Origin of the sequence: Streptomyces sp. CB01635 (assembly GCF_002803065.1) — a bacterium.
Taxonomy (GTDB): domain Bacteria; phylum Actinomycetota; class Actinomycetes; order Streptomycetales; family Streptomycetaceae; genus Streptomyces.
The window spans coordinates 118,695-140,514 of sequence record NZ_NNBL01000006.1 but is presented as its reverse complement, the minus strand read 5'-3'; the positions used below and the strand labels follow the sequence as shown (position 1 = coordinate 140,514).

Sequence of the window (21,820 nt, the reverse complement as noted above, 5' to 3'; positions counted from 1 at the left end):
TGCTCGGGACGTGCCGGACGTGCCGGCCGAGCCCGGCCGAAATCGAGGGGGATCGCCATGACCGTGTCCGTCGAACCGACCGAGAAGAGCGCCGCGTCCGCGGGGGACCGGGGCGCCGCACAGGCGCTGCGGCCGCATGCCGAAGACGCCTTCGCCGCCGAACTCGCGGCACTGGCCGCGCAGGACGACCGGCCGCGCCCGGAGCGCTGGCGCCTCTCGCCGTGGGCCGTCGCCACGTATCTGCTCGGCGGGACGCTGCCCGACGGGACCGTCATCACGCCGAAGTACGTGGGGCCGCGCCGCATCGTCGAGGTCGCCGTCACCACGCTCGCCACCGATCGCGCCCTGCTGCTGCTCGGTGTGCCGGGCACCGCGAAGACCTGGGTCTCCGAGCATCTCACGGCCGCCGTCAGCGGCGACTCGACGCTGCTCGTGCAGGGCACGGCGGGCACCCCCGAGGAGGCGATCCGCTACGGGTGGAACTACGCGCGACTTCTCGCGCACGGCCCGAGCCGGGACGCCCTCGTGCCCAGCCCCGTCATGCGCGCCATGTCCGAGGGCATGACGGCCCGGGTCGAGGAGCTGACCCGCATCCCGGCCGAGGTGCAGGACACGCTGATCACGATCCTGTCGGAAAAGACGCTGCCGATACCGGAGTTGGGCCAGGAGGTGCAGGCCGTCAGGGGCTTCAACCTGATCGCCACGGCGAACGACCGGGACCGGGGGGTCAACGACCTGTCGAGCGCGCTGCGCCGCCGCTTCAACACCGTCGTGCTCCCGCTGCCGGAGAGCGCTGAGGCGGAGGTCGACATCGTCTCGCGCCGCGTCGACCAGATCGGCCGTTCCCTCGACCTGCCGGCCGCTCCGGACGGCACCGATGAGATCCGCCGCATCGTCACGGTCTTCCGGGAGCTGCGGAGCGGCGTCACCGAGGACGGGCGTACGAAGCTGAAGTCGCCGAGCGGCACGCTGTCCACGGCCGAGGCGATCTCGGTCGTGACGAGCGGGCTCGCGCTGGCCGCCCACTTCGGGGACGGGGTGCTGCGGCCGTCCGACGTCGCGGCGGGCATCCTCGGGGCCGTCGTCCGTGACCCGGCCGCGGACCGGGTGATCTGGCAGGAGTACCTGGAGGCCGTGGTCCGCGAGCGGGACGGCTGGAAGGACTTCTACCGCGCGTGCCGCGAGGTGAGCGTATGAGCGAGCGGGGGAGGGGGCAGGGACCGCTGCTGCTCGGGGTGCGTCACCACGGCCCCGGTTCGGCCAGGGCTGTCCGGGCCGCGCTCGACGCGGCGGGTCCGAGTGTGGTCCTGGTCGAGGGGCCGCCCGAGGCGGACGCCCTGGTGGCGCTCGCCGCCGACGAGGGCATGGTGCCGCCGGTCGCGCTGCTGGCGCATGTCGTGGACGAGCCGGGGCGCTCTGCGTTCTGGCCGCTGGCCGAGTTCTCCCCGGAGTGGGTCGCGATCCGGTGGGCTCTGGAGAGGGACGTGCCGGTCCGCTTCATCGACCTGCCGGCGGCGCACAGCCTGGCCCTGCGCGACCAGGGCGCGACGCCGGACGACCCCGAGGGGGACGGGGGGCAGGGCGAGGGCGGGGAGCAGGGCGAGGAGGATTCCAGGGAGGCGATGCGCGTCGATCCGCTCGCCGTACTCGCCGAGACCGCGGGGCACGACGACCCGGAGCGCTGGTGGGAGGACGTCATCGAGCACCGGGGCGCGTCGGGGGACGCGTTCGCGCCGTTCGAGGCGCTCGGCGAGGCGATGGGGGCGCTGCGGGAGGAGTACGGCGACGGCGGGCACGATCGGGACCTCGCGCGGGAGGCCTGTATGCGCCTTCAACTGCGCACCGCACAGAAGGAGTTCGGGGACGGTGTCGCGGTGGTGTGCGGCGCCTGGCACGTTCCCGCGCTGCGCACGAAGACCACGGTCGCCGCCGACCGGGCCGTCCTCAAGGGGCTGCCCAAGGCCAAGGTCGACATGACCTGGGTGCCCTGGACGCACCGCCGGCTCGCCCGGGCCGGCGGATACGGAGCGGGTATCGACTCGCCCGGCTGGTACGGGCATCTGTTCAGCGCCCCGGACCGGCCCGTCGAACGCTGGATGACCAAGGTCGCCGGGCTGTTCAGGGACGAGGACAGGATCGTGTCGTCGGCGCACGTCATCGAGGCGGTGCGGCTCGCCGAGACGCTCGCCGCGATGCGGGGCCGTCCGCTGGCCGGGCTGTCCGAGACGACGGACGCGGTCCGCGCCGTGATGTGCGAGGGATCGGACGTACCGCTGTCGCTCGTCCACGACAGGCTCGTCGTCGGGGACGTACTCGGCGAGGTCCCGGACGCGGCGCCCGCCGTGCCGCTGCAACGCGACCTCACGCGGCTGCAGCGCTCCCTGCGACTCAAACCGGAGGCTTTGGAGCGGGAGTTGGAGCTCGACCTGCGCCGGGAGACCGACGCGGCGCGCAGCCGGCTCCTGCACCGGCTCCGCCTCCTCGACGTCGGCTGGGGCGAACCGGCACGGTCCATGCGCGCCTCCACGGGCACGTTCCGGGAGACCTGGCGGCTGCGCTGGGAGCCCGAGCTGTCCGTGCGCGTCGCCGAGGCGGGGGTCTGGGGGACGACCGTGCTCTCGGCGGCCACCGCCAGAGCCGAGGCGGACGCGATCGGCGCGCCGGCCCTCGCCGACGTCACCGCCCTCGCGGAGCGCTGCCTCCTCGCCGAACTGCCGGATGCGCTCCCGGTGGTGATGCGTGTGCTGGCCGACCGCGCCGCGATGGACGCGGACGTCGGCCATCTCGCCCAGGCCCTGCCCGCCCTCGTCCGCTCCCTGCGCTACGGCGATGTGCGAGGGACGGACACCCAGGCGCTGAGCGAGGTGGCGGCCGGTCTCGCCGAGCGCGTCTTCGTGGGCCTGCCGCCCGCGTGCGCGGGGCTCGACGGGGACGCCGCGGCCGAGATGCGCGGCCATGTGGACGCGGTGCACGCGGCTGTGGGGCTCCTGGAGGACGACGGGACGGCCGGACCCAGAGGCCGCTGGCACTCCGTGCTGCGGGTCCTCGCCGTACGCGACAGTGTGGCCGGCGTGATCCGGGGGCGGTGCGCGCGGCTGCTCCTCGACGACGGACAGCTGGCCGAGGGCGAGGCCGCGCGGCTGATGGGGCTCGCCCTCTCGCCCGGCACCGGGCCCGCCGAGGCCGCCGCGTGGATCGAGGGGTTCGTGGGCGGCGGATCCGGCGGCGGGCTGCTCCTCGTACACGACGAGCGACTGCTCGCGCTCGTCGACGACTGGCTGACGGGAGTGTCCGCTGACGCGTTCACGGACGTACTGCCGCTGCTGCGCCGTACGTTCTCCGCCTACGAATCCGGTGTGCGACGCACGCTGGGGGAGCTGGTGCGGCGCGGGCCCTCGGGGGCGGGCCCCACGGCGGCGGTGGGGACGGCGCCGCCGGGGTTCGCGCCCGGCCTCGACCAGGTGCGCGCGGACGCGGTGCTGCCGGTGCTGCGGCTGCTGCTCGGGACGGACGACGCCGACGCCGGATCTGACTCGGGAACCGGTTCCGGCCGGGGTGACAACGACCTTGTGGGGGTGGCCTGATGGCGGTCGACCAGGTGGACGAGCTCAGCGGGGGAGCCCGGGGCGAGCGGATGCGGCGCTGGCGGCTCGTGCTAGGCGGGGACGAGGCGGACGGCACCGGATGCGCGCTCGGCGGCCAGGACGCGGCGATGGACGGCGCCCTGACCGCGCTCTACGGGGGAGGTGGCAAGGCCGAGCGGGGGCGTCACCGCTCGGCCGGCCTCGGGGCGTCCGCGCCGTCCGTGGCGCGCTGGCTCGGCGACATCCGGACGTACTTCCCTTCCTCCGTCGTCCAGGTCATGCAGCGAGACGCCATCGACCGCCTGGGCCTGTCCGCGCTCCTGCTCGAACCGGAGATGCTGGAAGCGGTCGACGCCGACGTGCACCTCGTCGGCACGCTGCTCTCCCTCAACAAGGCGATGCCGGAGACGACGAAGGAGACGGCTCGCGCCGTCGTGCGGAAGGTCGTCGAGGACCTGGAGAAGCGCCTCGTCACGCGGACCCGCGCGACGCTCACCGGCGCGCTCGACCGCAGCGCCCGTATCAACAGGCCCCGCCACCACGACATCGACTGGAACCGCACGATCGCGGCCAACCTCAAGAACTACCTGCCGGAGTACCGCACCGTCGTCCCCGAGCGGCTCATCGGATACGGCCGCGCGTCCCAGTCGGTGAAGAAGGAGGTCATCCTCTGCATCGACCAGTCGGGTTCGATGGCTGCCTCGGTCGTCTACGCCTCCGTGTTCGGCGCTGTGCTGGCCTCGATGCGGTCCATCAACACCAGGCTCGTCGTGTTCGACACGGCCGTCGTCGACCTCACCGACCAGCTCGACGACCCGGTCGACGTCCTGTTCGGCACGCAGCTCGGCGGCGGCACCGACATCAACAGAGCGCTCGCGTACTGCCAGTCGCAGATCACGCGCCCCGCGGAGACCGTCGTCGTCCTCATCAGCGACCTCTACGAAGGGGGAATCCGGAACGAGATGCTGAAGCGGGTCGCCGCGATGAAGTCGTCAGGAGTGCAGTTCGTCACGTTGCTCGCGCTGTCCGACGAAGGGGCACCCGCGTACGACAGGGAGCACGCGGCGGCGCTCGCGGCCTCGGGAGCACCGGCGTTCGCCTGCACGCCGGATCTTTTCCCGGAGGTGATGGCGGCGGCGATCGAGAAGCGGCCGCTGCCGATACCGGACTCGGGGAACCCGGCGAACGGGGCGTCGTAGGTGCGGGACGCCGTAAATCAGGACATGACTACCCATCGGTAACAGGGGGCTTGCGCAACCTCGGGCGTCCCGTGCAAGGATCGGCGCGGCTCTTCTCATCCCCGCGCCCACGCGTCCCGCGTCCCCGCGCCCCTCGTACGGGAGGGTTCCCCGCCTTGACTTCCCCGGTCGCTCTGCCTGTTGCCGCTCTGCGCGTCGTGCGCGCAGCGGCCGGGCGGCGTGCGCTGAACGTGGCGCTCCGGGTGATGTTCCTTGCGGGGGGACTGATCGTGTTCGGCCTGCTGTGCGGGGGAAGGGCGCATGCGGCGGAGGGAGTTCTGCCGCCGACGGAGGCGGCGGGCGAGCAGGCGGTTCACGCAACCGCTCGGACGCCGGTTCACACACCCGTCCCCGCGCAGGCGGCGCACCGCACGTCTCCCGCCGGCGGTTCCCGAGCAGTCGGGGCCGTGCGGGAGCAAGCCGTGGAGCCCACCCGGGATCGCGTGGTCGAGCCCGTCCGGACCCACGTGACCGAGCCGGTCCGCACTCAGGTCGCCGCACCCGTCGTACGAGGAGTGCGCGACGTGCGGGGAACGGTCCAGGGAGCGGTGCGGGAAGAGGTCCGGGAAGTGGGGGAGTTCGCCGTCGGGATCCTCGGCGGGCTCGCCGCCGAGGCTCCGCCGCAGTTCCTGCCGGGTCCGCCCTCGATGCCGGGGCTGCCCGGCATCCCGGGGCAGATCGGCGCCCCCGGCGCCCCCGGTCAGCCTGGGAACGGCGCCCACACGGCACCGGCTCCGGGCGTCGGAGCCCATGCGGCCGCCGGGCACAGTGACCGCGCAAGGCCCGGCAAGCGAGAAGCAGCCGTGCCCGTGGGCGACGTGTTCGCCTCGGCAGGCGACAACGTCGTACCCGCGCGAACCCCGGCCACAAAGGCGGCCGGCAGCCCGACTCCCGCCCCCGCGCCCGCGTTCCCGAGCGGCAGCGCGGTAGGTCAGTCGGCGGGGGACGGCAGCACGACGCGGCACTCCGATCTCGCCGCGGCAGCGTTCGGCAGCGGCGCGACGGCCCGGCTGCTGCCCGGAGCGACGGGGTCCTCCCACGCCGCCCCCACCCGCGACAGGCACCGAGACATCCCCGAATTCCCCGGCTAGGGCAGCCCGTTCCCCGCACGTGACCTGCCGCGCGGGGGCGGCACAGGTCTGCCCGCCGGCCGGACCACTCCGGCCGGACGCCGCCGGCCCACCGCTGGACCTCCAGCGCGGGGCCGGACATGAGAATTCGAAGGATCTGACGCAAGCATGAACAAGAACATCCGCCGTTCCATCGTGATAGCCGCCGGCGTCTCCGGTGCGTGGGCGCTCGGCTCCGCCGTCGCCAGCGCCGACGAAATGCCCGCCCACTCCCTGGCGGTCCCGGACCTGGCCGGTGACGTGGTCGCCGACGTCCAGGGCACGGTCTCCCACGTCCAGGGCACCGTCGACGACGTCACCCATGGCACCGTCGGCTCGGTCACCGGCAAGGCCCAGGACACCGTGGCGGGCGTGACCGGCCAGACCCGGACGACCGCGTCCGGCGCGGTCTCCAACGTCTCCGGAACCGTCTCCGGCACCGCCGCCAAGGCCGCGCCCCAGGCCGGTCCCGCCGTCACCGGGGCCCAGGGCGCGGTCCGCCACGCCGACGCCCGGGTCGAGGCCGCCGCCGCGCACGCCAAGCAGCAGGCCCGGACCTACGTCGAGGGCGTCACCGGCGCCGCCGACACCGCCCGTACCGCCGCCGCCCGCGCCGCCCACGCCCGCACCGCCGGGGTCCCGAACGTGTCGGCCGACGCCGTCGCGCAGAACGCCGGCGCCCGGGCCGCAGCCGTGCAGGACGGCGCCACGCAGGAGATCGACTACCTGTTCGGCCCCCTGTCAGCGTTCGCCCCCGACGTCGACCGCACGGTGACCGGCGCGCAGGGCCACGTCCAGGGCGCCACCACCCAGGTCCAGGGCATCGCCGCCCAGGCGTACGGGACCGCGGCGCAGGTCCCGGGCTACGCCCAGAACGTCCCGGCCACCGCCTCCGGCACCATCGGCGGAGTGACCACGGCCGCCGGTCCCGTCGTCGACGAGACCTCCGCCGCGGTGCTTCCCCCCATCGCCGCGACCGCCGTGCACGGCGTGGTCCCGGTCGCCGGCCGGGCGGTCGGTGACGTCGGCTCGCTCGCGGGCGGTGCGGTCGGCGACGTGACGCCGTTCGCCGGTGGCGTCGTCAGCCACGTCACGCCGTTCGCGGACGGGGTCGTGGGCCAGGTCCAGCCCTTCGCGCAGTCGGTCGTCGCGGACGACGTGCAGCCGTTCGCGGGCGGGGTCGTCGGCGCGGTCCAGCCCCTCGTGCAGGCCGTGTACGACCAGGTGCAGCCGGTCGTGCAGGGCGTCGGCGGCAGCGCGGAGTACCTGGCGCAGGGCGTCGTGGGCGACGTGACGCCGTTCGCCGGTGGTGTGGTCGGCGACGTGACGCCGTTCGCGGGCGGGGTCGTCGGTGAGGTCTCGCCGTTCGCGCAGAACCTGACCGGCACGGTCGGCGCCGACGCGCAGCCGCTCGCCGGGAACGCGGTCCAGGGCGTCCAGGGCGTGGCCGCCTCGGTCGCCCCGAGCTACCTGACGAACGCCACGGACGCCGCCGGCAACGGCATCGGTATCTGAGGCGCCGCAGAGGCTCTCCGTCCGAAGTCCGTATCTGTGGTCCGGATCTGTAGTCCGTCCGGCGCAACCGCGGAACGCGTCGGCGGACCGAAGCGGACTGAATACGTCGTCTGCGGGCAGCCGGGGACCGGAGTGACAAGCCGGGCCCGGCCCGGCAGATGGCGGCGGGTGGTCCCCATTGGGGTGAGGATCACCCGCCCGGGCCCTTCCCAGCCCGGCGGCAGGGCTCTCCAGGTCCTCCCACCGGGTCTTTCAGGGGCTCTCAGGGGCCCCACCGGGCGCACCCCAGGCCGGTGGGGCCCCGCTCTGTGACTGTTATCACCGCTCAGGTGTGATCTGCGATTTAGGGACCCCGGGCGAGCGGCGATAACCTGCGAGACGGACATGCCGCGTACCGGACTCCGTCCTACGCCTCCCTTGTGACAGCGCAGTCACGTTGCCCTTCGCGGCACGCCCACGCAGACAGCTGACCACAAAGCAGCGAGATCGCAGCGAGATCACGGAAAAGGGACGGACGCGCGTGGACCTGTTCGAGTACCAGGCGAGGGACCTCTTCGCCAAGCACGGTGTACCGGTGCTGGCCGGTGAAGTCATCGACACGCCTGAGGCGGCGCGCGAGGCCACCGAGCGACTGGGCGGCAAGTCGGTCGTCAAGGCGCAGGTGAAGGTCGGCGGCCGTGGCAAGGCAGGCGGCGTCAAGCTCGCCGCCACCCCGGACGAGGCCGTCGCCCGCGCGACGGACATCCTCGGGATGGACATCAAGGGCCACACGGTCCACAAGGTGATGATCGCCGAGACCGCTCCGGAGATCCTCGAGGAGTACTACGTCTCGTACCTCCTCGACCGCACCAACCGCACCTTCCTCGCCATGGCGTCCGTCCAGGGCGGCGTGGAGATCGAGGTCGTCGCGGAGGAGAACCCCGACGCCCTCGCGAAGGTGCCGGTCGACGCCAACGAGGGCGTCTCCAAGGAGAAGGCCCAGGAGATCGTCGCCCAGGCGAAGTTCCCGGCCGAGGTCGCCGACCAGGTCGCCGACATCCTCGTCACCCTGTGGGACACCTTCATCAAGGAGGACGCCCTCCTCGTCGAGGTGAACCCGCTCGCCAAGGTCGCCTCCGGCAAGGTCATCGCCCTTGACGGCAAGGTCTCCCTCGACGAGAACGCCGACTTCCGCCAGCCCGAGCACGAGGCGCTCGAGGACAAGGACGCAGCCAACCCGCTCGAGGCTGCTGCCAAGGCCAAGAACCTCAACTACGTCAAGCTCGACGGCGAGGTCGGCATCATCGGTAACGGTGCCGGTCTGGTCATGTCGACCCTGGACGTCGTCGCGTACGCCGGTGAGAACCACGGCAACGTGAAGCCGGCCAACTTCCTCGACATCGGTGGCGGCGCGTCCGCCCAGGTGATGGCGAACGGCCTGGAGATCATCCTCGGCGACCCGGACGTCAAGTCCGTGTTCGTCAACGTCTTCGGCGGCATCACCGCCTGTGACGAGGTCGCCAACGGCATCGTGCAGGCCCTGGCGCTCCTCGCCGACAAGGGCGAAGAGGTCACCAAGCCGCTGGTCGTGCGACTCGACGGCAACAACGCGGAGCTGGGTCGCCAGATCCTCAGCGACGCCAACCACCCGCTCGTCCAGCGTGTGGACACCATGGACGGCGCGGCCGACAAGGCCGCCGAGCTCGCCGCGGCTGCGAAGTAAGGAAGAGGGACTCAGACCACCATGGCTATCTTCCTCACCAAGGACAGCAAGGTCATCGTCCAGGGCATGACCGGTGCCACGGGCATGAAGCACACCAAGCTCATGCTCGGTGACGGCACGAACATCGTCGGCGGCGTGAACCCGCGCAAGGCCGGCACCTCCGTCGACTTCGACGGCACCGAGGTCCCGGTCTTCGGCACGGTCAAGGAGGCCATGGAGAAGACGGGCGCCAACGTCTCCGTCCTCTTCGTGCCGCCGGCCTTCTCCAAGGCCGCCGTCGTCGAGGCGATCGACGCCGAGATCCCCCTCGCTGTCGTGATCACCGAGGGCATCGCCGTCCACGACTCCGCCGCCTTCTGGGCGTACGCGAAGTCGAAGGGCAACAAGACCCGCATCATCGGCCCGAACTGCCCCGGTCTCATCACCCCGGGCCAGTCGAACGCCGGCATCATCCCGGGCGACATCACGAAGCCGGGCCGCATCGGTCTGGTCTCGAAGTCCGGCACGCTGACGTACCAGATGATGTACGAGCTCCGTGACCTCGGCTTCTCGTCCGCCGTCGGCATCGGTGGCGACCCGGTCATCGGTACGACGCACATCGACGCCCTCGAGGCGTTCGAGGCCGACCCCGACACCGACCTGATCGTCATGATCGGCGAGATCGGCGGCGACGCCGAGGAGCGTGCGGCGGACTACATCGCCAAGCACGTCACCAAGCCGGTCGTCGGCTACGTCGCGGGCTTCACCGCCCCCGAGGGCAAGACGATGGGTCACGCGGGCGCGATCGTGTCCGGCTCTTCTGGCACCGCACAGGCCAAGAAGGAGGCCCTCGAGGCCGCCGGCGTGAAGGTCGGCAAGACGCCGACCGAGACGGCCAAGCTGGCGCGCGAGCTGCTCTCGTAGTTCCGCCACCTGCCTGACATCAGTGGGCCCGCACCCTTTCGGGGGTGCGGGCCCACTGTCGTTGCGTCTGCACGGGAACCCTGTACGTGAACTACGTGCGGGAAGCCCGTCGGGGCTCAGTCGGCCGCGGGGGCGAGGCGGTGAGGGCTGCTCTGCGTCGACTTGTGCAGCTTGTCGCGCAGCTTCTTGTCCGCCTGCGTGAGCGGTCCCGGCCCCGTCCGCGGCGGTACTCCGGTGATCATGGAGCCGGGGGCGGGGATCGGTTCGTAACGGGTCGGCGCGGTGCGCAGCGTGAGGGCCGTCGCGCCGACGATCAGGACGGTGAAGGCGATGGCCGAGCGGGTCCAGAAGCGGGTCCGGCGCTCGCCCTCCGTGCGGACCAGGGTCGACTTGGGGGCCTGGAGCTTCTCGGCGCCCGCGAGTTCGGTCAGGCGCCGGTGGAGCTGGTCGGGTACGGCGAGGGCGGGCAGCTGCTCGGCCACGGCCTCCCGCGCGTGGAGCAGCCGCTTCGCCGCAGCGGGCGTGGTGGCCTCCGTCTCGGCGGCGGTCTCGGGCAGATCGAGCCCGACCCCGTCGTAGAGCAGCAGGGTGCGGCGGTACGAGGACGGCAGGCTCAGGAGTACGTCGAGCAGCGCGCGGTGGTCGGCGTCGGCGGGCGGCGCCTCGGGGTGCCGGTGGCTCGGGCGGAGACGGTGCCAGGGCGACATGGCGTACTCGTACGCGGCGGCCCTGACCCAGCCGACGGGATCGCGGTCCACGGCGACCTCGGGCCAGCGCTGCCAGGCGAACTGGAAGGCGCGCTCCACGGACTCCCTGGCGAGGGTACGGCGGCCGGTGAGGAGGTAGGTCTGGCGGACCAGGCCCGGGGCTGCGTGGGTGTAGAGCCGGTCGAAGGCCTCGGTGGCGCCCTTCGGGGACTCCGCCGGGCTCGGGCTCCCGCCCGCTTCCGCTGTGGCCGCGGGCAGCCCCCACCGTCCGCCGCGCTCCTGGCCCCGGTCGAGCGGGGCGGAGTCCCGGCGTCCGACGGAGCGTCTGGTCCGGGCGGGGGCTGTCGTGGCGGTGGCTGCCGCCTTGGCGGTGACTGTTGCCGTGGCGGCCGGCGCTTGTCTCTCCGCCTCGATGTCCGCCAGGAACGTCGCGTACGCCTCCCCCTTGCGGCCCCTCGGGGTGGTCCGGCCGGATTCCCAGGAGCGGAACGTTTCCCGGGTGACGCCCACTTGCGCGGCGACCTGAGCCTGAGTCAGGGACTTCGACTCGCGGAGCTTGCGGCGCTCGTCGGGGGCTGGCAGCGGGGAGGCGGGGCTCTGCGTCATAGGGGACTCCACACACCCTTTCGCGTGAATAAGTGCATAAACGTATCTTGAGCGACACATCCGGTCTTCGCCTGTTACGCGAATAAAGCGTGCGTCGTTGGGAGCATGGCCGCGTGACCCAAATGACCGACCGTGGCCTGTCGTTGCCGCTCCTGCTCTCCCGCGTGCGTGACCGCTCCCCGGGGCCCGCCGCCTGCCTGTTCGGCGGGGTCGTCGCGGCCGGCCTCGGACTCGGCTCGTCCGCCGTGCTCGTCATGGTGCTGTGGATCAGCTCGCCCTACCCGGACAGCGGTCCCGGCGGGGCCCTGCACGCCGCCGCCGCGCTGTGGCTGCTCGCGCACGGCGCCGAGGTCGTCAGGACGGACACGCTCTCGGGGACCCCGGCGCCGATCGGCGTCGCGCCACTGCTCCTTCTGGTGATTCCGGTGTGGCTGCTGCACCGTGCGGCGCGTGACACGGTGGAGGGCGCCGACGACGGGGACGCGCCGCAGACGGCCTGGCGGACCGCGTGGGGCGGGATCGTGATCGGGTATCTGCTGGTGGGCGGCGGCGCCGCGTTCTACGCGTCGGACGGTGAGCTGCGGCCGTCCTGGCCGAGCGTCACCGCGCATCTGACGGTCGTCGCCGTGGCCGCCGCGGGCGCCGGGATCTGGACGGCCCACGGCCGCCCGCGCATCCCGATGCCCGTGCTCCTGCGCCATCGTCTCGACGCCGTCCAGGACGGCGAGCGCGAGGTGTTCGTACGCCGTCTGCTGCCGGTCGCCGCGCGGGCCGCGGCCGCCGGGGCGCTCGTGCTCGTGGCGGGCGGCGCGCTGGTCGTGGCGGCGTCGACGGTGTGGCACGCCGAGGCGGTGCGGCATTCGTTCGAGCAGCTCACGGACGTGTGGTCGGGACGGGCCGCGGTGCTCCTGCTGGCCGCCGCGCTGGTGCCCAACGCGGCGGTGTGGGGCGCCGCGTACGCGCTCGGTCCCGGCTTCGCGCTCGGCGGCGGGAGTGTGGCCGGGCCGCTCGGGGTGTCGTCGGGGCCGCTGCTGCCCGCCTTCCCGCTGCTCGCGGCGGTGCCGGAGCCGGGCCCCGGGTCGACGCTCAACTGGTCGGCGGGGGCGGTGCCGGTCGTGGCCGGGCTGACGGTGGCGTGGTTCGTGGCGGGGGCGGCGGCGCCCCGTCACGGGGAGCGGGACGAGGCGTGGTCGCGGGGGCGTACGGCGATGGCGGCGGGCGTCGCGGCGGTGCTGTGCGGGCTGGCCTTCGCGGGGCTCGCGGTGGCGGCCGGCGGTCCGATGGGCGTCGCGGGGCTCGCGGAGTTCGGGCCGGTGGGGTGGCTGACGGGGCTCGCGGCGGCGGGGTGGACGGCGCTGGTGGGGGTGCCGGTGACGGTGGGGCTGCGGGCGTGGCGGGTCAGGGTGCCGCGCGATGAGCGGGTCGGCGAAACGGGCGGGGAACGGGCCGGGGAATCGGCTGAGGAGCGGGCCGAGGGATCCCTCGAGGAGCGGGCCCCGTCGTGGTGGCGGCGCCCCCGGATCCCGTCGCCGGGGAACTGGCTGCCGCGACGGCGCCGGGACGGGGTGGCGCAGGCCGGGAGGACCCCGTCGGGCGACGCCGCGTTCGAGCCGTACGACTTCTTCCCCGCGGACCCGTTCTCAGCTGACCCCTTCTCCGTGGACCCCTTCCCGGGCGGGCCCGTCCGGGTGGGCGACGCCTGGCCGGGCGAGGCCACGAGGGAAGCGCGCTGGGCAGCGCTCAAGGAGGCGTCCGACACGAGCAGGGACACCGAACCGGAGGCGGGCGCGAACAGGGGCCCGGGCGCGGTCCCCGAAGAGCCCCGCCCGCTGGACACTCCCTAGTCGCGCGTGCCGAGCAGTGTGCGCAGTTCCTTCGGGAGCTTGTCGTTGCACGCCTTCTGGGACGCGCTGGTCAGCGCGTCGTTCACGCACGTGTAGTAGTCGCTGTAGACCAGCTGGGCCGTGAACGTGGCGGCGACCAGGGCCAGGGCGAGGGAGCCGGTGACCAGGCCGCTGACGGCCGCCGTGGTCTGCGGTCTCGAACCGGCGGCGGGACCGGTGGGCGCCGGGGCGTCCGGGTTCGGCGTGCGGGGCTTGGCGCGCAGGGCGGTGATGCCCCAGTACAGGGCGAGCGCGCCGAGCAGCAGAGCCACGTAGGGCCAGCTGAACAGGGCGAAGAAGAAGCCCCACATGCCGGAGAGCAGTGCGTAGCGAGCGCGGCGCTGGGCCGGGTCCGTCGGGTCCCAGCGCATGCCGGAGCCGGGCCCCTGGGGGCCTTCGGGTCCGCCCTGACCGCCCGGACCGCCGCCCTGGCCGGGACGGTCGCCGAAGCGGCCGCCCTGGGCGCGGCCCGGCTGCCGGTCGCTCCACTGACCGCCCCACGGGTTCCGGTCCCCGCCCGACCCGTCGCCCTGGCCGTCCTGACCGCCCTCGGGGCGGCGCGGCTGCCACGGGCGGTCGGGCGAGCCCTCCGGCGGCGGCGCGAACGGGTTCTCGTCCTTGGACGACTTGGACGACTTGGACGACTTGGACGGCTTGGAGGAATCGGAGGACTTGGGCGGTGTGTCCTGGGGCGGAGGAGGCGTGGGACAGCCTTCGCGCAACAGGGTCGAGCCGGCGGGCGGCAGCGGCAGGCGGAGGCTTCGGTCCGGCATCAGGTGTGCGTCTTCCCCTAGATCGATCGTGGCGCGGCTGCGGGCGAGCCCGTTGTCAAGTGAACGTCCCGCAAGCGGGCGGCGTTCCTTCGGTGGCGAATCCGCCACAGACGCTACCTTCCGGCCGCGCCCCCGTCCCGTGGGGGCCGCTCCATGTGCCGGTATCGTTGCTGACGGTCGACCGCTTCGTAGAGTTCCCCGTATCGGGAACCATGAAGCCTTTGTGCGACCCTACAAACGCACTCCCGAGAAAGGCCCTCGCTGTGGCCAAGCGGCTCGTCGTGCTGGTCTCCGGATCAGGCACGAATCTGCAGGCTCTGCTCGACGCCCTCGCGGCCGAGGGCGCGGAGGGTTACGGCGCCGAGATCGTGGCCGTCGGCGCCGACCGTGACTCCATCGCCGGGCTCGAGCGCGCCGAGCGCGCCGGGCTGCCCACCTTCGTCTGCCGGGTGAAGGACTTCGCCACCCGCGAGGAGTGGGATCGGGCGCTCGCCGAGGCCACGGCGGCGTACGAGCCGGACCTCGTGGTCTCGGCCGGGTTCATGAAGATCGTGGGCAAGGAGTTCCTCGCCCGGTTCGGCGGGCGGTTCGTGAACACGCACCCCGCCCTGCTCCCCAGTTTTCCCGGAGCCCATGGTGTGCGCGACGCGCTCGCGTACGGCGCCAAGGTCACCGGATGCACCGTCCACTTCGTCGACGACGGCGTCGACACCGGCCCGATCATCGCTCAGGGCGTGGTCGAGGTCCGGGACGAGGACGACGCGAGCGCTCTGCACGAGCGCATCAAGGAAGTCGAGCGCAGGCTGCTCGTCGATGTCGTGGGGCGTCTGGCCCGCAACGGCTATCGCATTGAGGGACGAAAGGTAGTTATCCAGTGACCGCCGAGAGCAACAAGCGGCCCATTCGCCGGGCGCTCGTCAGCGTCTACGACAAGACCGGTCTGGAAGACCTCGCGCGCGGGCTGCACGAGGCGGGCGTGGAGCTGGTGTCGACCGGCTCGACCGCTGCGAAGATCGCCGCCGCCGGGGTGCCCGTCACCAAGGTCGAGGAGCTCACGGGCTTCCCCGAGTGCCTCGACGGGCGCGTCAAGACGCTGCACCCGAAGATCCACGCGGGCATCCTCGCCGACCTGCGCCTGGAGGACCACCAGCGCCAGCTCGCCGAGCTCGGCGTGGAGCCCTTCCAGCTCGTCGTCGTGAACCTGTACCCCTTCAAGGAGACCGTCGCCTCGGGCGCCACTCCCGACGAGTGCGTCGAGCAGATCGACATCGGCGGCCCCTCGATGGTGCGCGCCGCCGCCAAGAACCACCCGTCGGTGGCCGTCGTCACCAGCCCCGCCCGGTACGCCGACGTCCTGTCGGCCGTGCGCGACGGCGGCTTCGACCTGACCGCCCGCAAGCGCCTCGCCGGCGAGGCCTTCCAGCACACGGCGGCGTACGACGTCGCGGTCGCGTCCTGGTTCGCCGACGGCTACGCGGCCGCCGACGAGAGCGGCCTCCCCGAGTTCCTCGGTGCGACGTACGGGCGCAAGAACGTCCTGCGCTACGGCGAGAACCCGCACCAGGCCGCCGCCCTCTACGTCGACGGCACCGGCGGTCTCGCGGAGGCCGAGCAGCTGCACGGCAAAGAGATGTCGTACAACAACTACACGGACACGGACGCCGCGCGCCGTGCCGCGTACGACCACGACGACCCGTGCGTCGCGATCATCAAGCACGCCAACCCGTGCGGCATCGCGGTCGCGTCGAGCGTCGCCGAGGCGCACCGCAAGGCGCACGCCTGTGACCCGATGTCCGCGTTCGGCGGCGTCATCGCCGTCAACCGGCCGGTGACGAAGGAGATGGCCGAGCAGGTCGCGGACATCTTCACCGAGGTCATCGTCGCGCCCGAGTACGAGGACGGCGCGCTCGAGGCCCTCACCAAGAAGAAGAACATCCGCGTGCTGCGCGCCCACCAGGGCCCGTCGGCGGTCGTCGAGACGAAGCAGATCGACGGCGGCGCGCTCCTCCAGGTCACCGACCGCGTCCAGGCCGACGGAGACAACCCGGCGAGCTGGACCCTCGCGACGGGCGACGCGCTGTCCCCGGGCGAGCTCGACGAGCTGGCGTTCGCCTGGAAGGCGTGCCGCGCGGTGAAGAGCAACGCGATCCTGCTGGCCAAGGACGGCGCCTCGGTCGGCGTCGGCATGGGCCAGGTCAACCGCGTCGACTCCTGCAAGCTGGCCGTGGAGCGGGCCGGCGAGGAGCGGGCGCGCGGTTCGTTCGCCGCGTCGGACGCGTTCTTCCCGTTCCCGGACGGGCCGCAGATCCTGATCGACGCCGGTGTGAAGGCGATCGTCCAGCCCGGTGGCTCCATCCGTGACGAGCAGGTCGTCGAGGCCGCGAAGAAGGCGGGCGTGACGATGTACTTCACCGGCACGCGCCACTTCTTCCACTAGGTCTCAGCGAGCGGCACACGACCGCGGGCCGTGCCTTCCCCCGTGAAGGCACGGCCCGCGGTCGTTCCCCGTGGCACTGCGGCTGTCAGGCTCCACAGGGCTGGAGGGACCAGATCGGGTCCCACGTCGCCCGGCCGGACTGGTAGGCCGTCGACGTCCAGCGGACGCTGCCGTCCTTGTTGTAGAACTTCGCGACGGTGCCGGGCGTCTGGTTGTTGATGAACGGGCCGTCACCGGTCCAGTTGTGGACGTTCCAGCGCTGGCACTTGTAGAAGTCGAAGTTCGTGCCGTTGACCGTCATGCACAGGTGGCCGTAGCCGCAGTTCAGGGCAGCCTCGGAGAACGTGCCGGTGGGGCTGACCTTGACGTTCAGCCCGTCGTAGCGGACCTCGGTGGGCGAGACCTGGCGGCCGCCGGCGTGACCGGCGAGCACCTTGTCGACGCGCTTCTGGAGGCTGGTCGCCTGGGCGTCGGACAGACCGGAGGCCACCGACTGGGCATGGAAGTCGGGCTGGGCGCTCGCCGTGGTCGCGGCGAGCGTCGAGCCGGCGAACAGGGCGGCCACGGCGCCGACCGTGGCCACTGCCTTGTTGATCCTCATGTTTCCCCCATGGATGGAGACTTCTGGACGGAGCTTCCCTCCACCGCTTCGGTGGAGTGGAATCACCGTCCCAGCGGCCGCCGCGCGCCGGTACCTCAGTTGTGCGAGGGTCACCGGTCGCCGTGCGCCGTGTACTCCTTGAGGTAGTGCTCGATCCGTGCCGCGAAGTCGCGGTACTTCTCGGGCACTCCCTCGGAGGTGTTCACGCGCTCGGCGGAGGTCACGTATCCGGTGGCGATCAGAACCCCGCGGTTTCCCGGGAGTTCGGCGGGCTCCTTGAGCCGGCGGGAGATCTCGCAGGTGTAGCGGCCGACCGCGCGGATCGACACGTCGGGCGGGAACGGGGGCTTGAGGTCCTTGATCAGCTTGGTGCGCCGGTCGGTGTCGATCCAGTACCAGAGGATGTCCGGCGTCCAGCGCGCGATGCCGTACTCGTTCTTGGCGGGGTCGGCGAGGTCCGGGTCGAAGTCGCTCTCCACCTTGAGCAGGGCGGCGATCATGGCGGGGGTGACGTTCTTGTCGTTGCAGCCGTGCGCCGCGTCGACGATCGATCTGCGGTACGCGACGGGGACGCCCTTGTCCGTGCGCAGTTCGGCGGATCCGTACGTCGCCGGGTCGTTGCCGCCGTCGTACAGGGTGAGGGCGGCGCCCGTGCCGAGGAGGGCCGCGGCGAGGGCGGTCACGACCGCGACCCGGGGGCGTACGCGGCGGGGGCGCAGGCGCGGGAGCCGGGGGGAGCGGCCCGTGCCGACGACGGATTCGACGCGGCGCAGGACGGTGCCCGAGTCGTGGGCGGCCCGTTCCTCGTGCGTGCGGGTGAGGCAGTCCGCGATGATCTCCCGCCAGCTGTCCGGGAGTTCGGGGGACAGGCGCAGCTCCTCGGTGCCGCGTGTGTAGCGCACGGCGGCGTCCCTGCGGGCGGACGGCATGCCGCCGGGCAGCGGATACGTCCCGGTCAGGACCAGGTGGGCGAGGACGCCGTACGCCCAGACGTCTGCGGTCGGCCGGATCTGCTGGCCGCGCTCGCCGATCTCGGCCCACAGGAGTTCGGGCGGGGTGTAGTCGGGGGTCGCGAAGGCGGGGGCGTACGCGTGGGTGCCTTCGAGCTCCGCCGCCATGTTGAAGTCGGCGAGGCGGGCCGAACCGTCCTTCATCAGCAGGACGTTGGCGGGCTTGAGGTCGCCGTGCACCCAGCCCGCCTGGTGCAGCTGGTGGAGGCCCTCGCAGATCTGGGCGAGCAGCGCGGGCCCGGAGGCCGGCGGCTCCGGCCGCGCGAGCAGGTCGGCGAGGGAGCCCTCCGCGCGTTCGAGTACGAGGACGGTCACGCCGTCGAGCGCGGGGCGGTCGGGGTCGTCGATCGTCACGGTGTCGTAGAGGCGGATGAGGCGCGGGCTGCGCAGCCGGCTGAGTAACTCCACTTCTCGTTCGGCCAGTTCGCGCAAGTGGTTGAGCTGGCGGGGGGTGCGGGTGCCGGTCGGGAGGAACTTCAGGGCGGCCGTCTTCGGCAGGCGGTCGGTGCCGTCGGAGGCGGCGGCGTCAGCGTTGCGGAGGCTGGCCGCGTAGACGCTGCCGAAGGCGCCGGCGGCCAGTGGTTCGCGGACGACCCAGGGGCCGACGCGGTAGCCCGCCGGGACCTCGACGGTGTATGGCTGATCGGTCATGGATGTGCCCTGGTGGGCGGCGACGCGAGGGCGGCCAGGTCCTCCTCGCGTACGAGGTCGAAGCGGAGGGCGAGGGAGACCAGGGACTCCTTCTTGCCGTGCAGCCGCGGGCCCGTTTCGGCCTCGTCGGGTCCCGGCTTGAGGCGGAGCTTGACCGCGAGGTAGTCGATGTTCCACTGCACCGCCGCGCGGTTGGCCGACGGCCAGGTCGGGCGCAGGCGCTCCACCACCTGCTCGACGGTCGGCAGCGGCGCGTGCGGCTCCCCGCGCAGCCGCGGCTCGCACAGCGCGGCGAGCACCGCGAAGTACCGCTTCGTACGGTCGACGGAGAAGGCGGGCCGGGTGGTCAGGCCCGCGAGCCGCGTCCGGGTCTGGAGGTAGTCGTGGCGCGGTGCCCACACCTCGAAGGGGAGCAGCTCGCCCGCGGCGGGCAGCACCACGCGGGAGAACTCGAACGGCACGGGGGCGTCCAGGCGGCCCGGCCCGATCTTGATGTGCTCGCCCGCCCCTTCGGGGTTCTCCACTACGTACGTCTGCCGGGAGCTGAGGTTGCCGAGTATCCAGAAGGCGCCGTGCGCGGTGATCTCACCGGCCGCGCGGGAGACGCCCTCGTGGTCGATCGCCAGGTCGTTGTCGGCCGACCTGCCGAAGGTGAGTCTCTCCCCGGGCGCGAGTCTGAACTGCGCGTGGCTGCAGGGTGGTTCGGTCAGTGGCGGCACGACGACGATGCTGTACAAAAGCCAGTCCTCTCCCAGCCGGACAACCCAACAGCCTAGGGGGACGGCGAAGGGCCGCGCTCCCCTTGTGACGGGAGAGAGCGGCCCTTACGGGTGAAGGGTGGAAACCCCTGGTTCGCCGCGAGCGCGATCAGTAGCGCGGGCGGTTGAACCAGGTGGTCGCGGCGCTGTTCACCATGGAGCCGAGGATGATGCCGGCGATGGCGAGCGAGATGAGTCCGCCGAAGGTCGCCGAACCGCCGCCGCCGTTGATGGTGTTCACGAGGCCACCGATGATCATCAGTGACGCGTAGACGATCGTCGTGATGCGGATGCCGCTTCCGCCGTTCTTGAACTTCACGCCCAGGAAGATCGACAGGGCGCCGAGGGCCACCATGAGGGCCGCGATGAGGAAGCCGAGGCCGGCGAGCGTGTCCGTGGCGTCACCGGAGCCGACGCCGTTGGACACGTCCTGGGCCGCGCCGATGGCGACGCCCGCGATGATGCCGAACAGGAGCTGGAAGCCGGCGAGGATGAAGAGGAGCACACGCGCGGTCTTCATCAGGCCGGGCATCTCGATCGGCATCTGGTTGCCGCCGGGGAAGCCGGGGTACGCGGGCTGGCCCTGCGGGTAGCCGTAGCCGGGCTGCTGCGGGGGCGGACCCTGCGGGTAGCCGTAGCCGGGCTGGCCCTGGGGCGCCTGGGGTGCCTGCGGCGGGTAGCCGGGCTGCTGGCCGGGCTGACCCTGCGGCGGACCGTAGGGGTTGTTCGGGTCGCCGAAACTCATGGCTTTTTCCTCCGTTGCCTTAGTGCGGGGACAACGCGCGGCACCAAGTGGAGGAAAGGTCTACAGAGCGGTCGTCCCCCCGGTACTGCCCGCGGCACTGTTGCCGCTCATGGTTCTTTAGGTGCGGCTTATTTGTCCAGCCGCATTCCGTATGCGTTGTGGAAGTGCAACAACGGTGATCAAGCTGGGACGCCCGGATTGGAACCGGGGCGGTCCCATCCGCGAAGATGGGGGGCATGACCGCCCAGATTCTCGATGGCAAGGCCACCGCAGCCACGATCAAGTCCGATCTGTCCGCCCGCGTGGCGGCCCTGAGGGAGAAGGGCGTCACGCCCGGCCTCGGCACCGTCCTGGTCGGTGAGGACCCGGGCAGCCAGAAGTACGTCGCGGGCAAGCACCGCGACTGCGCCCAGGTCGGCATCGCCTCCATCCAGCGCCACCTGCCGGCCACCGCCACACAGGAGGAGATCGAGGCGGTCGTCCGCGAGCTCAACGAGGACCCCGCCTGCACCGGCTACATCGTCCAGCTCCCGCTGCCCAAGGGCATCGACGAGAACCGCATCCTGGAGCTGATGGACCCGGCCAAGGACGCGGACGGCCTGCACCCGATGAACCTCGGCCGCCTCGTCCTGAACGAGCCGGCGCCGCTGCCCTGCACCCCCTTCGGCATCATCACGCTGCTGCGCGAGCACGGCGTGGAGATCAACGGCGCGGAGGTCGTGGTCGTCGGCCGCGGCGTCACCATCGGCCGCCCGATGCCGCTGCTGCTCACCCGCAAGTCCGAGAACGCGACGGTCACCCAGTGCCACACCGGCACCCGTGACCTGGCCGCCCACCTCAAGCGCGCCGACATCGTCGTGGCCGCCGCGGGGGTCCCGCACCTGATCAAGCCCGAGGACATCAAGCCGGGCGCCGCCGTGCTCGACGTCGGCGTCTCGCGTGACGAGAACGGCAAGATCGTCGGCGATGTGCACCCGGGCGTCACCGAGGTCGCCGGGTGGATCTCCCCGAACCCGGGCGGCGTCGGCCCCATGACCCGTGCCCAGCTCCTCGTGAACGTCGTCGAGGCCGCCGAACGGAACGCGAACGGTGTCGGCTGACGCCGGCACCGGCACCCCGGAAGGCGCCGAGGGTGCGGTGTCGGCCCCGGGCGCCGATGGGAAGCCGCGACGGGCCTCGCGCCGGTTCCCGCTCTTCACCAGGGACACCGCGCGCCCCGAGGGCGGCGGCCGCGCGGCGCCGGGTGACGCCCCGGCCCCGGCGCGCCAGTGGCCGATCCTCGCGGTGATCTCGCTGGTGGGCGTCGGACTGCTGCTCACCGCGTTCGACGTGTTCCGCGTCGGGACGCTGCTGATCGGCGTCGCCCTGATCGGCGGTGCGGTGCTGCGCTGGACGCTCCCGTCCGTGGGCATGCTCGCGGTGCGCTCCCGTTTCACCGACATGGTGACGTACGGGTTCCTGGGCGTCGTCATCGTGCTGCTCGCGCTGATGGTGCAGCCGTCGCCCTGGCTGGTCATCCCGTTCCTGAACGACACGCTGCACTTCACGATCAGCTGACGCCCGCAGCGCGCGCACAAAGGCGGCGCCCGTCCTCTCCC

Annotated in this window: 17 protein-coding genes and 1 pseudogene; 12 read left to right on the top strand and 6 right to left on the bottom strand. The window is 72.5% G+C overall.

Features of this window, described 5'->3' with window-relative positions:
• The first annotated feature begins 57 nt into the window (after positions 1 to 57).
• The 7 genes from CG723_RS19850 to sucD all read left to right on the top strand — a co-directional run bounded on the left by CG723_RS19850 (position 58) and on the right by sucD (position 10,051).
• On the top strand, positions 58 to 1,197 hold the full coding sequence (locus CG723_RS19850) for an ATP-binding protein (protein WP_100594808.1): 1,140 nt from the start codon (positions 58 to 60) through the stop codon (positions 1,195 to 1,197).
• On the top strand, positions 1,194 to 3,584 hold the full coding sequence (locus tag CG723_RS19845) for a DUF5682 family protein (protein WP_100594807.1): 2,391 nt from the start codon (positions 1,194 to 1,196) through the stop codon (positions 3,582 to 3,584). Before CG723_RS19850 ends, CG723_RS19845 begins: the two co-directional genes overlap by 4 nt.
• The gene (locus CG723_RS19840; RefSeq protein ID WP_100594806.1) at positions 3,584 to 4,783 is read left to right on the top strand and encodes a VWA domain-containing protein; all 1,200 of its coding nucleotides are present in this window, start codon (positions 3,584 to 3,586) and stop codon (positions 4,781 to 4,783) included. Before CG723_RS19845 ends, CG723_RS19840 begins: the two co-directional genes overlap by 1 nt.
• A gap of 461 nt (positions 4,784 to 5,244) precedes the next feature.
• On the top strand, positions 5,245 to 5,913 hold the full coding sequence (locus CG723_RS19835; protein ID WP_100594805.1) for a hypothetical protein: 669 nt from the start codon (positions 5,245 to 5,247) through the stop codon (positions 5,911 to 5,913).
• A gap of 147 nt (positions 5,914 to 6,060) precedes the next feature.
• On the top strand, positions 6,061 to 7,446 hold the full coding sequence (locus CG723_RS19830) for a hypothetical protein (protein ID WP_100594804.1): 1,386 nt from the start codon (positions 6,061 to 6,063) through the stop codon (positions 7,444 to 7,446).
• Positions 7,447 to 7,966: 520 nt separating this feature from the next.
• A complete protein-coding gene (gene sucC, locus CG723_RS19825) occupies positions 7,967 to 9,148 on the top strand; it encodes an ADP-forming succinate--CoA ligase subunit beta (protein WP_100594803.1) in 1,182 nt (393 codons plus the stop codon).
• Between the two features lie 21 nt (positions 9,149 to 9,169).
• Positions 9,170 to 10,051, top strand: coding sequence for a succinate--CoA ligase subunit alpha (gene sucD / locus CG723_RS19820; RefSeq protein ID WP_100594802.1), 882 nt, complete (start codon positions 9,170 to 9,172; stop codon positions 10,049 to 10,051).
• Positions 10,052 to 10,167: 116 nt separating this feature from the next.
• Here sucD and CG723_RS19815 read toward each other — a convergent pair whose 3' ends face one another.
• Positions 10,168 to 11,364: a transcriptional regulator gene (locus CG723_RS19815; protein WP_100594801.1), complete on the bottom strand. Its 1,197-nt coding sequence runs from the start codon at positions 11,362 to 11,364 to the stop codon at positions 10,168 to 10,170.
• A gap of 122 nt (positions 11,365 to 11,486) precedes the next feature.
• On the opposite strand from CG723_RS19815, the pseudogene CG723_RS19810 reads away from it, so the two are divergent.
• Positions 11,487 to 12,737 (top strand): annotated as a pseudogene (locus CG723_RS19810) (cell division protein PerM); the annotation flags it as partial.
• Between the two features lie 467 nt (positions 12,738 to 13,204).
• On the opposite strand, the gene CG723_RS19805 reads toward CG723_RS19810, so the two are convergent.
• Positions 13,205 to 14,020, bottom strand: coding sequence for a hypothetical protein (locus tag CG723_RS19805; protein WP_100594800.1), 816 nt, complete (start codon positions 14,018 to 14,020; stop codon positions 13,205 to 13,207).
• Between the two features lie 212 nt (positions 14,021 to 14,232).
• Between CG723_RS19805 and purN the strand changes: the two genes are divergently transcribed.
• Together purN and purH are read left to right on the top strand one after the other, a co-directional pair.
• Complete coding sequence (purN, locus tag CG723_RS19800) at positions 14,233 to 14,898, top strand: phosphoribosylglycinamide formyltransferase (RefSeq protein WP_100594959.1); 666 nt, start codon at positions 14,233 to 14,235, stop codon at positions 14,896 to 14,898.
• Entirely contained in the window at positions 14,895 to 16,457 is a 1,563-nt protein-coding gene (purH, locus tag CG723_RS19795) for a bifunctional phosphoribosylaminoimidazolecarboxamide formyltransferase/IMP cyclohydrolase (protein WP_100594799.1), read from the top strand. The genes purN and purH overlap by 4 nt, the downstream gene beginning before the upstream one ends.
• An 85-nt stretch (positions 16,458 to 16,542) precedes the next feature.
• Here the strand turns inward: purH and CG723_RS19790 are convergent, their stop codons facing one another.
• The 4 genes from CG723_RS19790 to CG723_RS19775 form a co-directional block, all read right to left on the bottom strand.
• The gene (locus CG723_RS19790; protein WP_100594798.1) at positions 16,543 to 17,058 is read right to left on the bottom strand and encodes a hypothetical protein; all 516 of its coding nucleotides are present in this window, start codon (positions 17,056 to 17,058) and stop codon (positions 16,543 to 16,545) included.
• Positions 17,059 to 17,168: 110 nt separating this feature from the next.
• The gene (locus CG723_RS19785) at positions 17,169 to 18,719 is read right to left on the bottom strand and encodes a protein kinase domain-containing protein (protein ID WP_100594797.1); all 1,551 of its coding nucleotides are present in this window, start codon (positions 18,717 to 18,719) and stop codon (positions 17,169 to 17,171) included.
• Positions 18,716 to 19,456 carry an FHA domain-containing protein gene (locus CG723_RS19780; protein WP_100594796.1) on the bottom strand — a complete coding sequence of 247 codons (741 nt, stop codon included), beginning with the start codon at positions 19,454 to 19,456 and terminating at the stop codon, positions 18,716 to 18,718. The genes CG723_RS19785 and CG723_RS19780 overlap by 4 nt, the downstream gene beginning before the upstream one ends.
• A 130-nt stretch (positions 19,457 to 19,586) precedes the next feature.
• Positions 19,587 to 20,222 (bottom strand): hypothetical protein, encoded by a 636-nt coding sequence (locus tag CG723_RS19775; protein ID WP_100594795.1) that lies wholly within the window; start codon positions 20,220 to 20,222, stop codon positions 19,587 to 19,589.
• A gap of 236 nt (positions 20,223 to 20,458) precedes the next feature.
• Here CG723_RS19775 and CG723_RS19770 point away from each other — a divergent pair, with 236 nt between their 5' ends.
• Entirely contained in the window at positions 20,459 to 21,322 is an 864-nt protein-coding gene (locus tag CG723_RS19770) for a bifunctional methylenetetrahydrofolate dehydrogenase/methenyltetrahydrofolate cyclohydrolase (RefSeq protein WP_100594794.1), read from the top strand.
• Positions 21,323 to 21,359: 37 nt separating this feature from the next.
• Positions 21,360 to 21,779: a DUF3017 domain-containing protein gene (locus CG723_RS19765; protein WP_234374422.1), complete on the top strand. Its 420-nt coding sequence runs from the start codon at positions 21,360 to 21,362 to the stop codon at positions 21,777 to 21,779.
• Positions 21,780 to 21,820: the final 41 nt, after the last annotated feature.

Bases quoted from the DNA above. Each gene is read 5' to 3' on its own strand.
- CG723_RS19785 (WP_100594797.1), bottom strand. From the start codon at position 18,719: ATGACCGATCAGCCATACACCGTCGAGGTCCCGGCGGGCTACCGCGTC.
- CG723_RS19770 (WP_100594794.1), top strand. From the start codon at position 20,459: ATGACCGCCCAGATTCTCGATGGCAAGGCCACCGCAGCCACGATCAAG.
- CG723_RS19775 (WP_100594795.1), bottom strand. From the start codon at position 20,222: ATGAGTTTCGGCGACCCGAACAACCCCTACGGTCCGCCGCAGGGTCAG.
- CG723_RS19840 (WP_100594806.1), top strand. From the start codon at position 3,584: ATGGCGGTCGACCAGGTGGACGAGCTCAGCGGGGGAGCCCGGGGCGAG.
- CG723_RS19815 (WP_100594801.1), bottom strand. From the start codon at position 11,364: ATGACGCAGAGCCCCGCCTCCCCGCTGCCAGCCCCCGACGAGCGCCGC.
- CG723_RS19845 (WP_100594807.1), top strand. From the start codon at position 1,194: ATGAGCGAGCGGGGGAGGGGGCAGGGACCGCTGCTGCTCGGGGTGCGT.
- sucD (WP_100594802.1), top strand. From the start codon at position 9,170: ATGGCTATCTTCCTCACCAAGGACAGCAAGGTCATCGTCCAGGGCATG.
- CG723_RS19805 (WP_100594800.1), bottom strand. From the start codon at position 14,020: ATGCCGGACCGAAGCCTCCGCCTGCCGCTGCCGCCCGCCGGCTCGACC.
- purN (WP_100594959.1), top strand. From the start codon at position 14,233: ATGAAGCCTTTGTGCGACCCTACAAACGCACTCCCGAGAAAGGCCCTC.
- CG723_RS19850 (WP_100594808.1), top strand. From the start codon at position 58: ATGACCGTGTCCGTCGAACCGACCGAGAAGAGCGCCGCGTCCGCGGGG.
- CG723_RS19830 (WP_100594804.1), top strand. From the start codon at position 6,061: ATGAACAAGAACATCCGCCGTTCCATCGTGATAGCCGCCGGCGTCTCC.
- CG723_RS19790 (WP_100594798.1), bottom strand. From the start codon at position 17,058: ATGAGGATCAACAAGGCAGTGGCCACGGTCGGCGCCGTGGCCGCCCTG.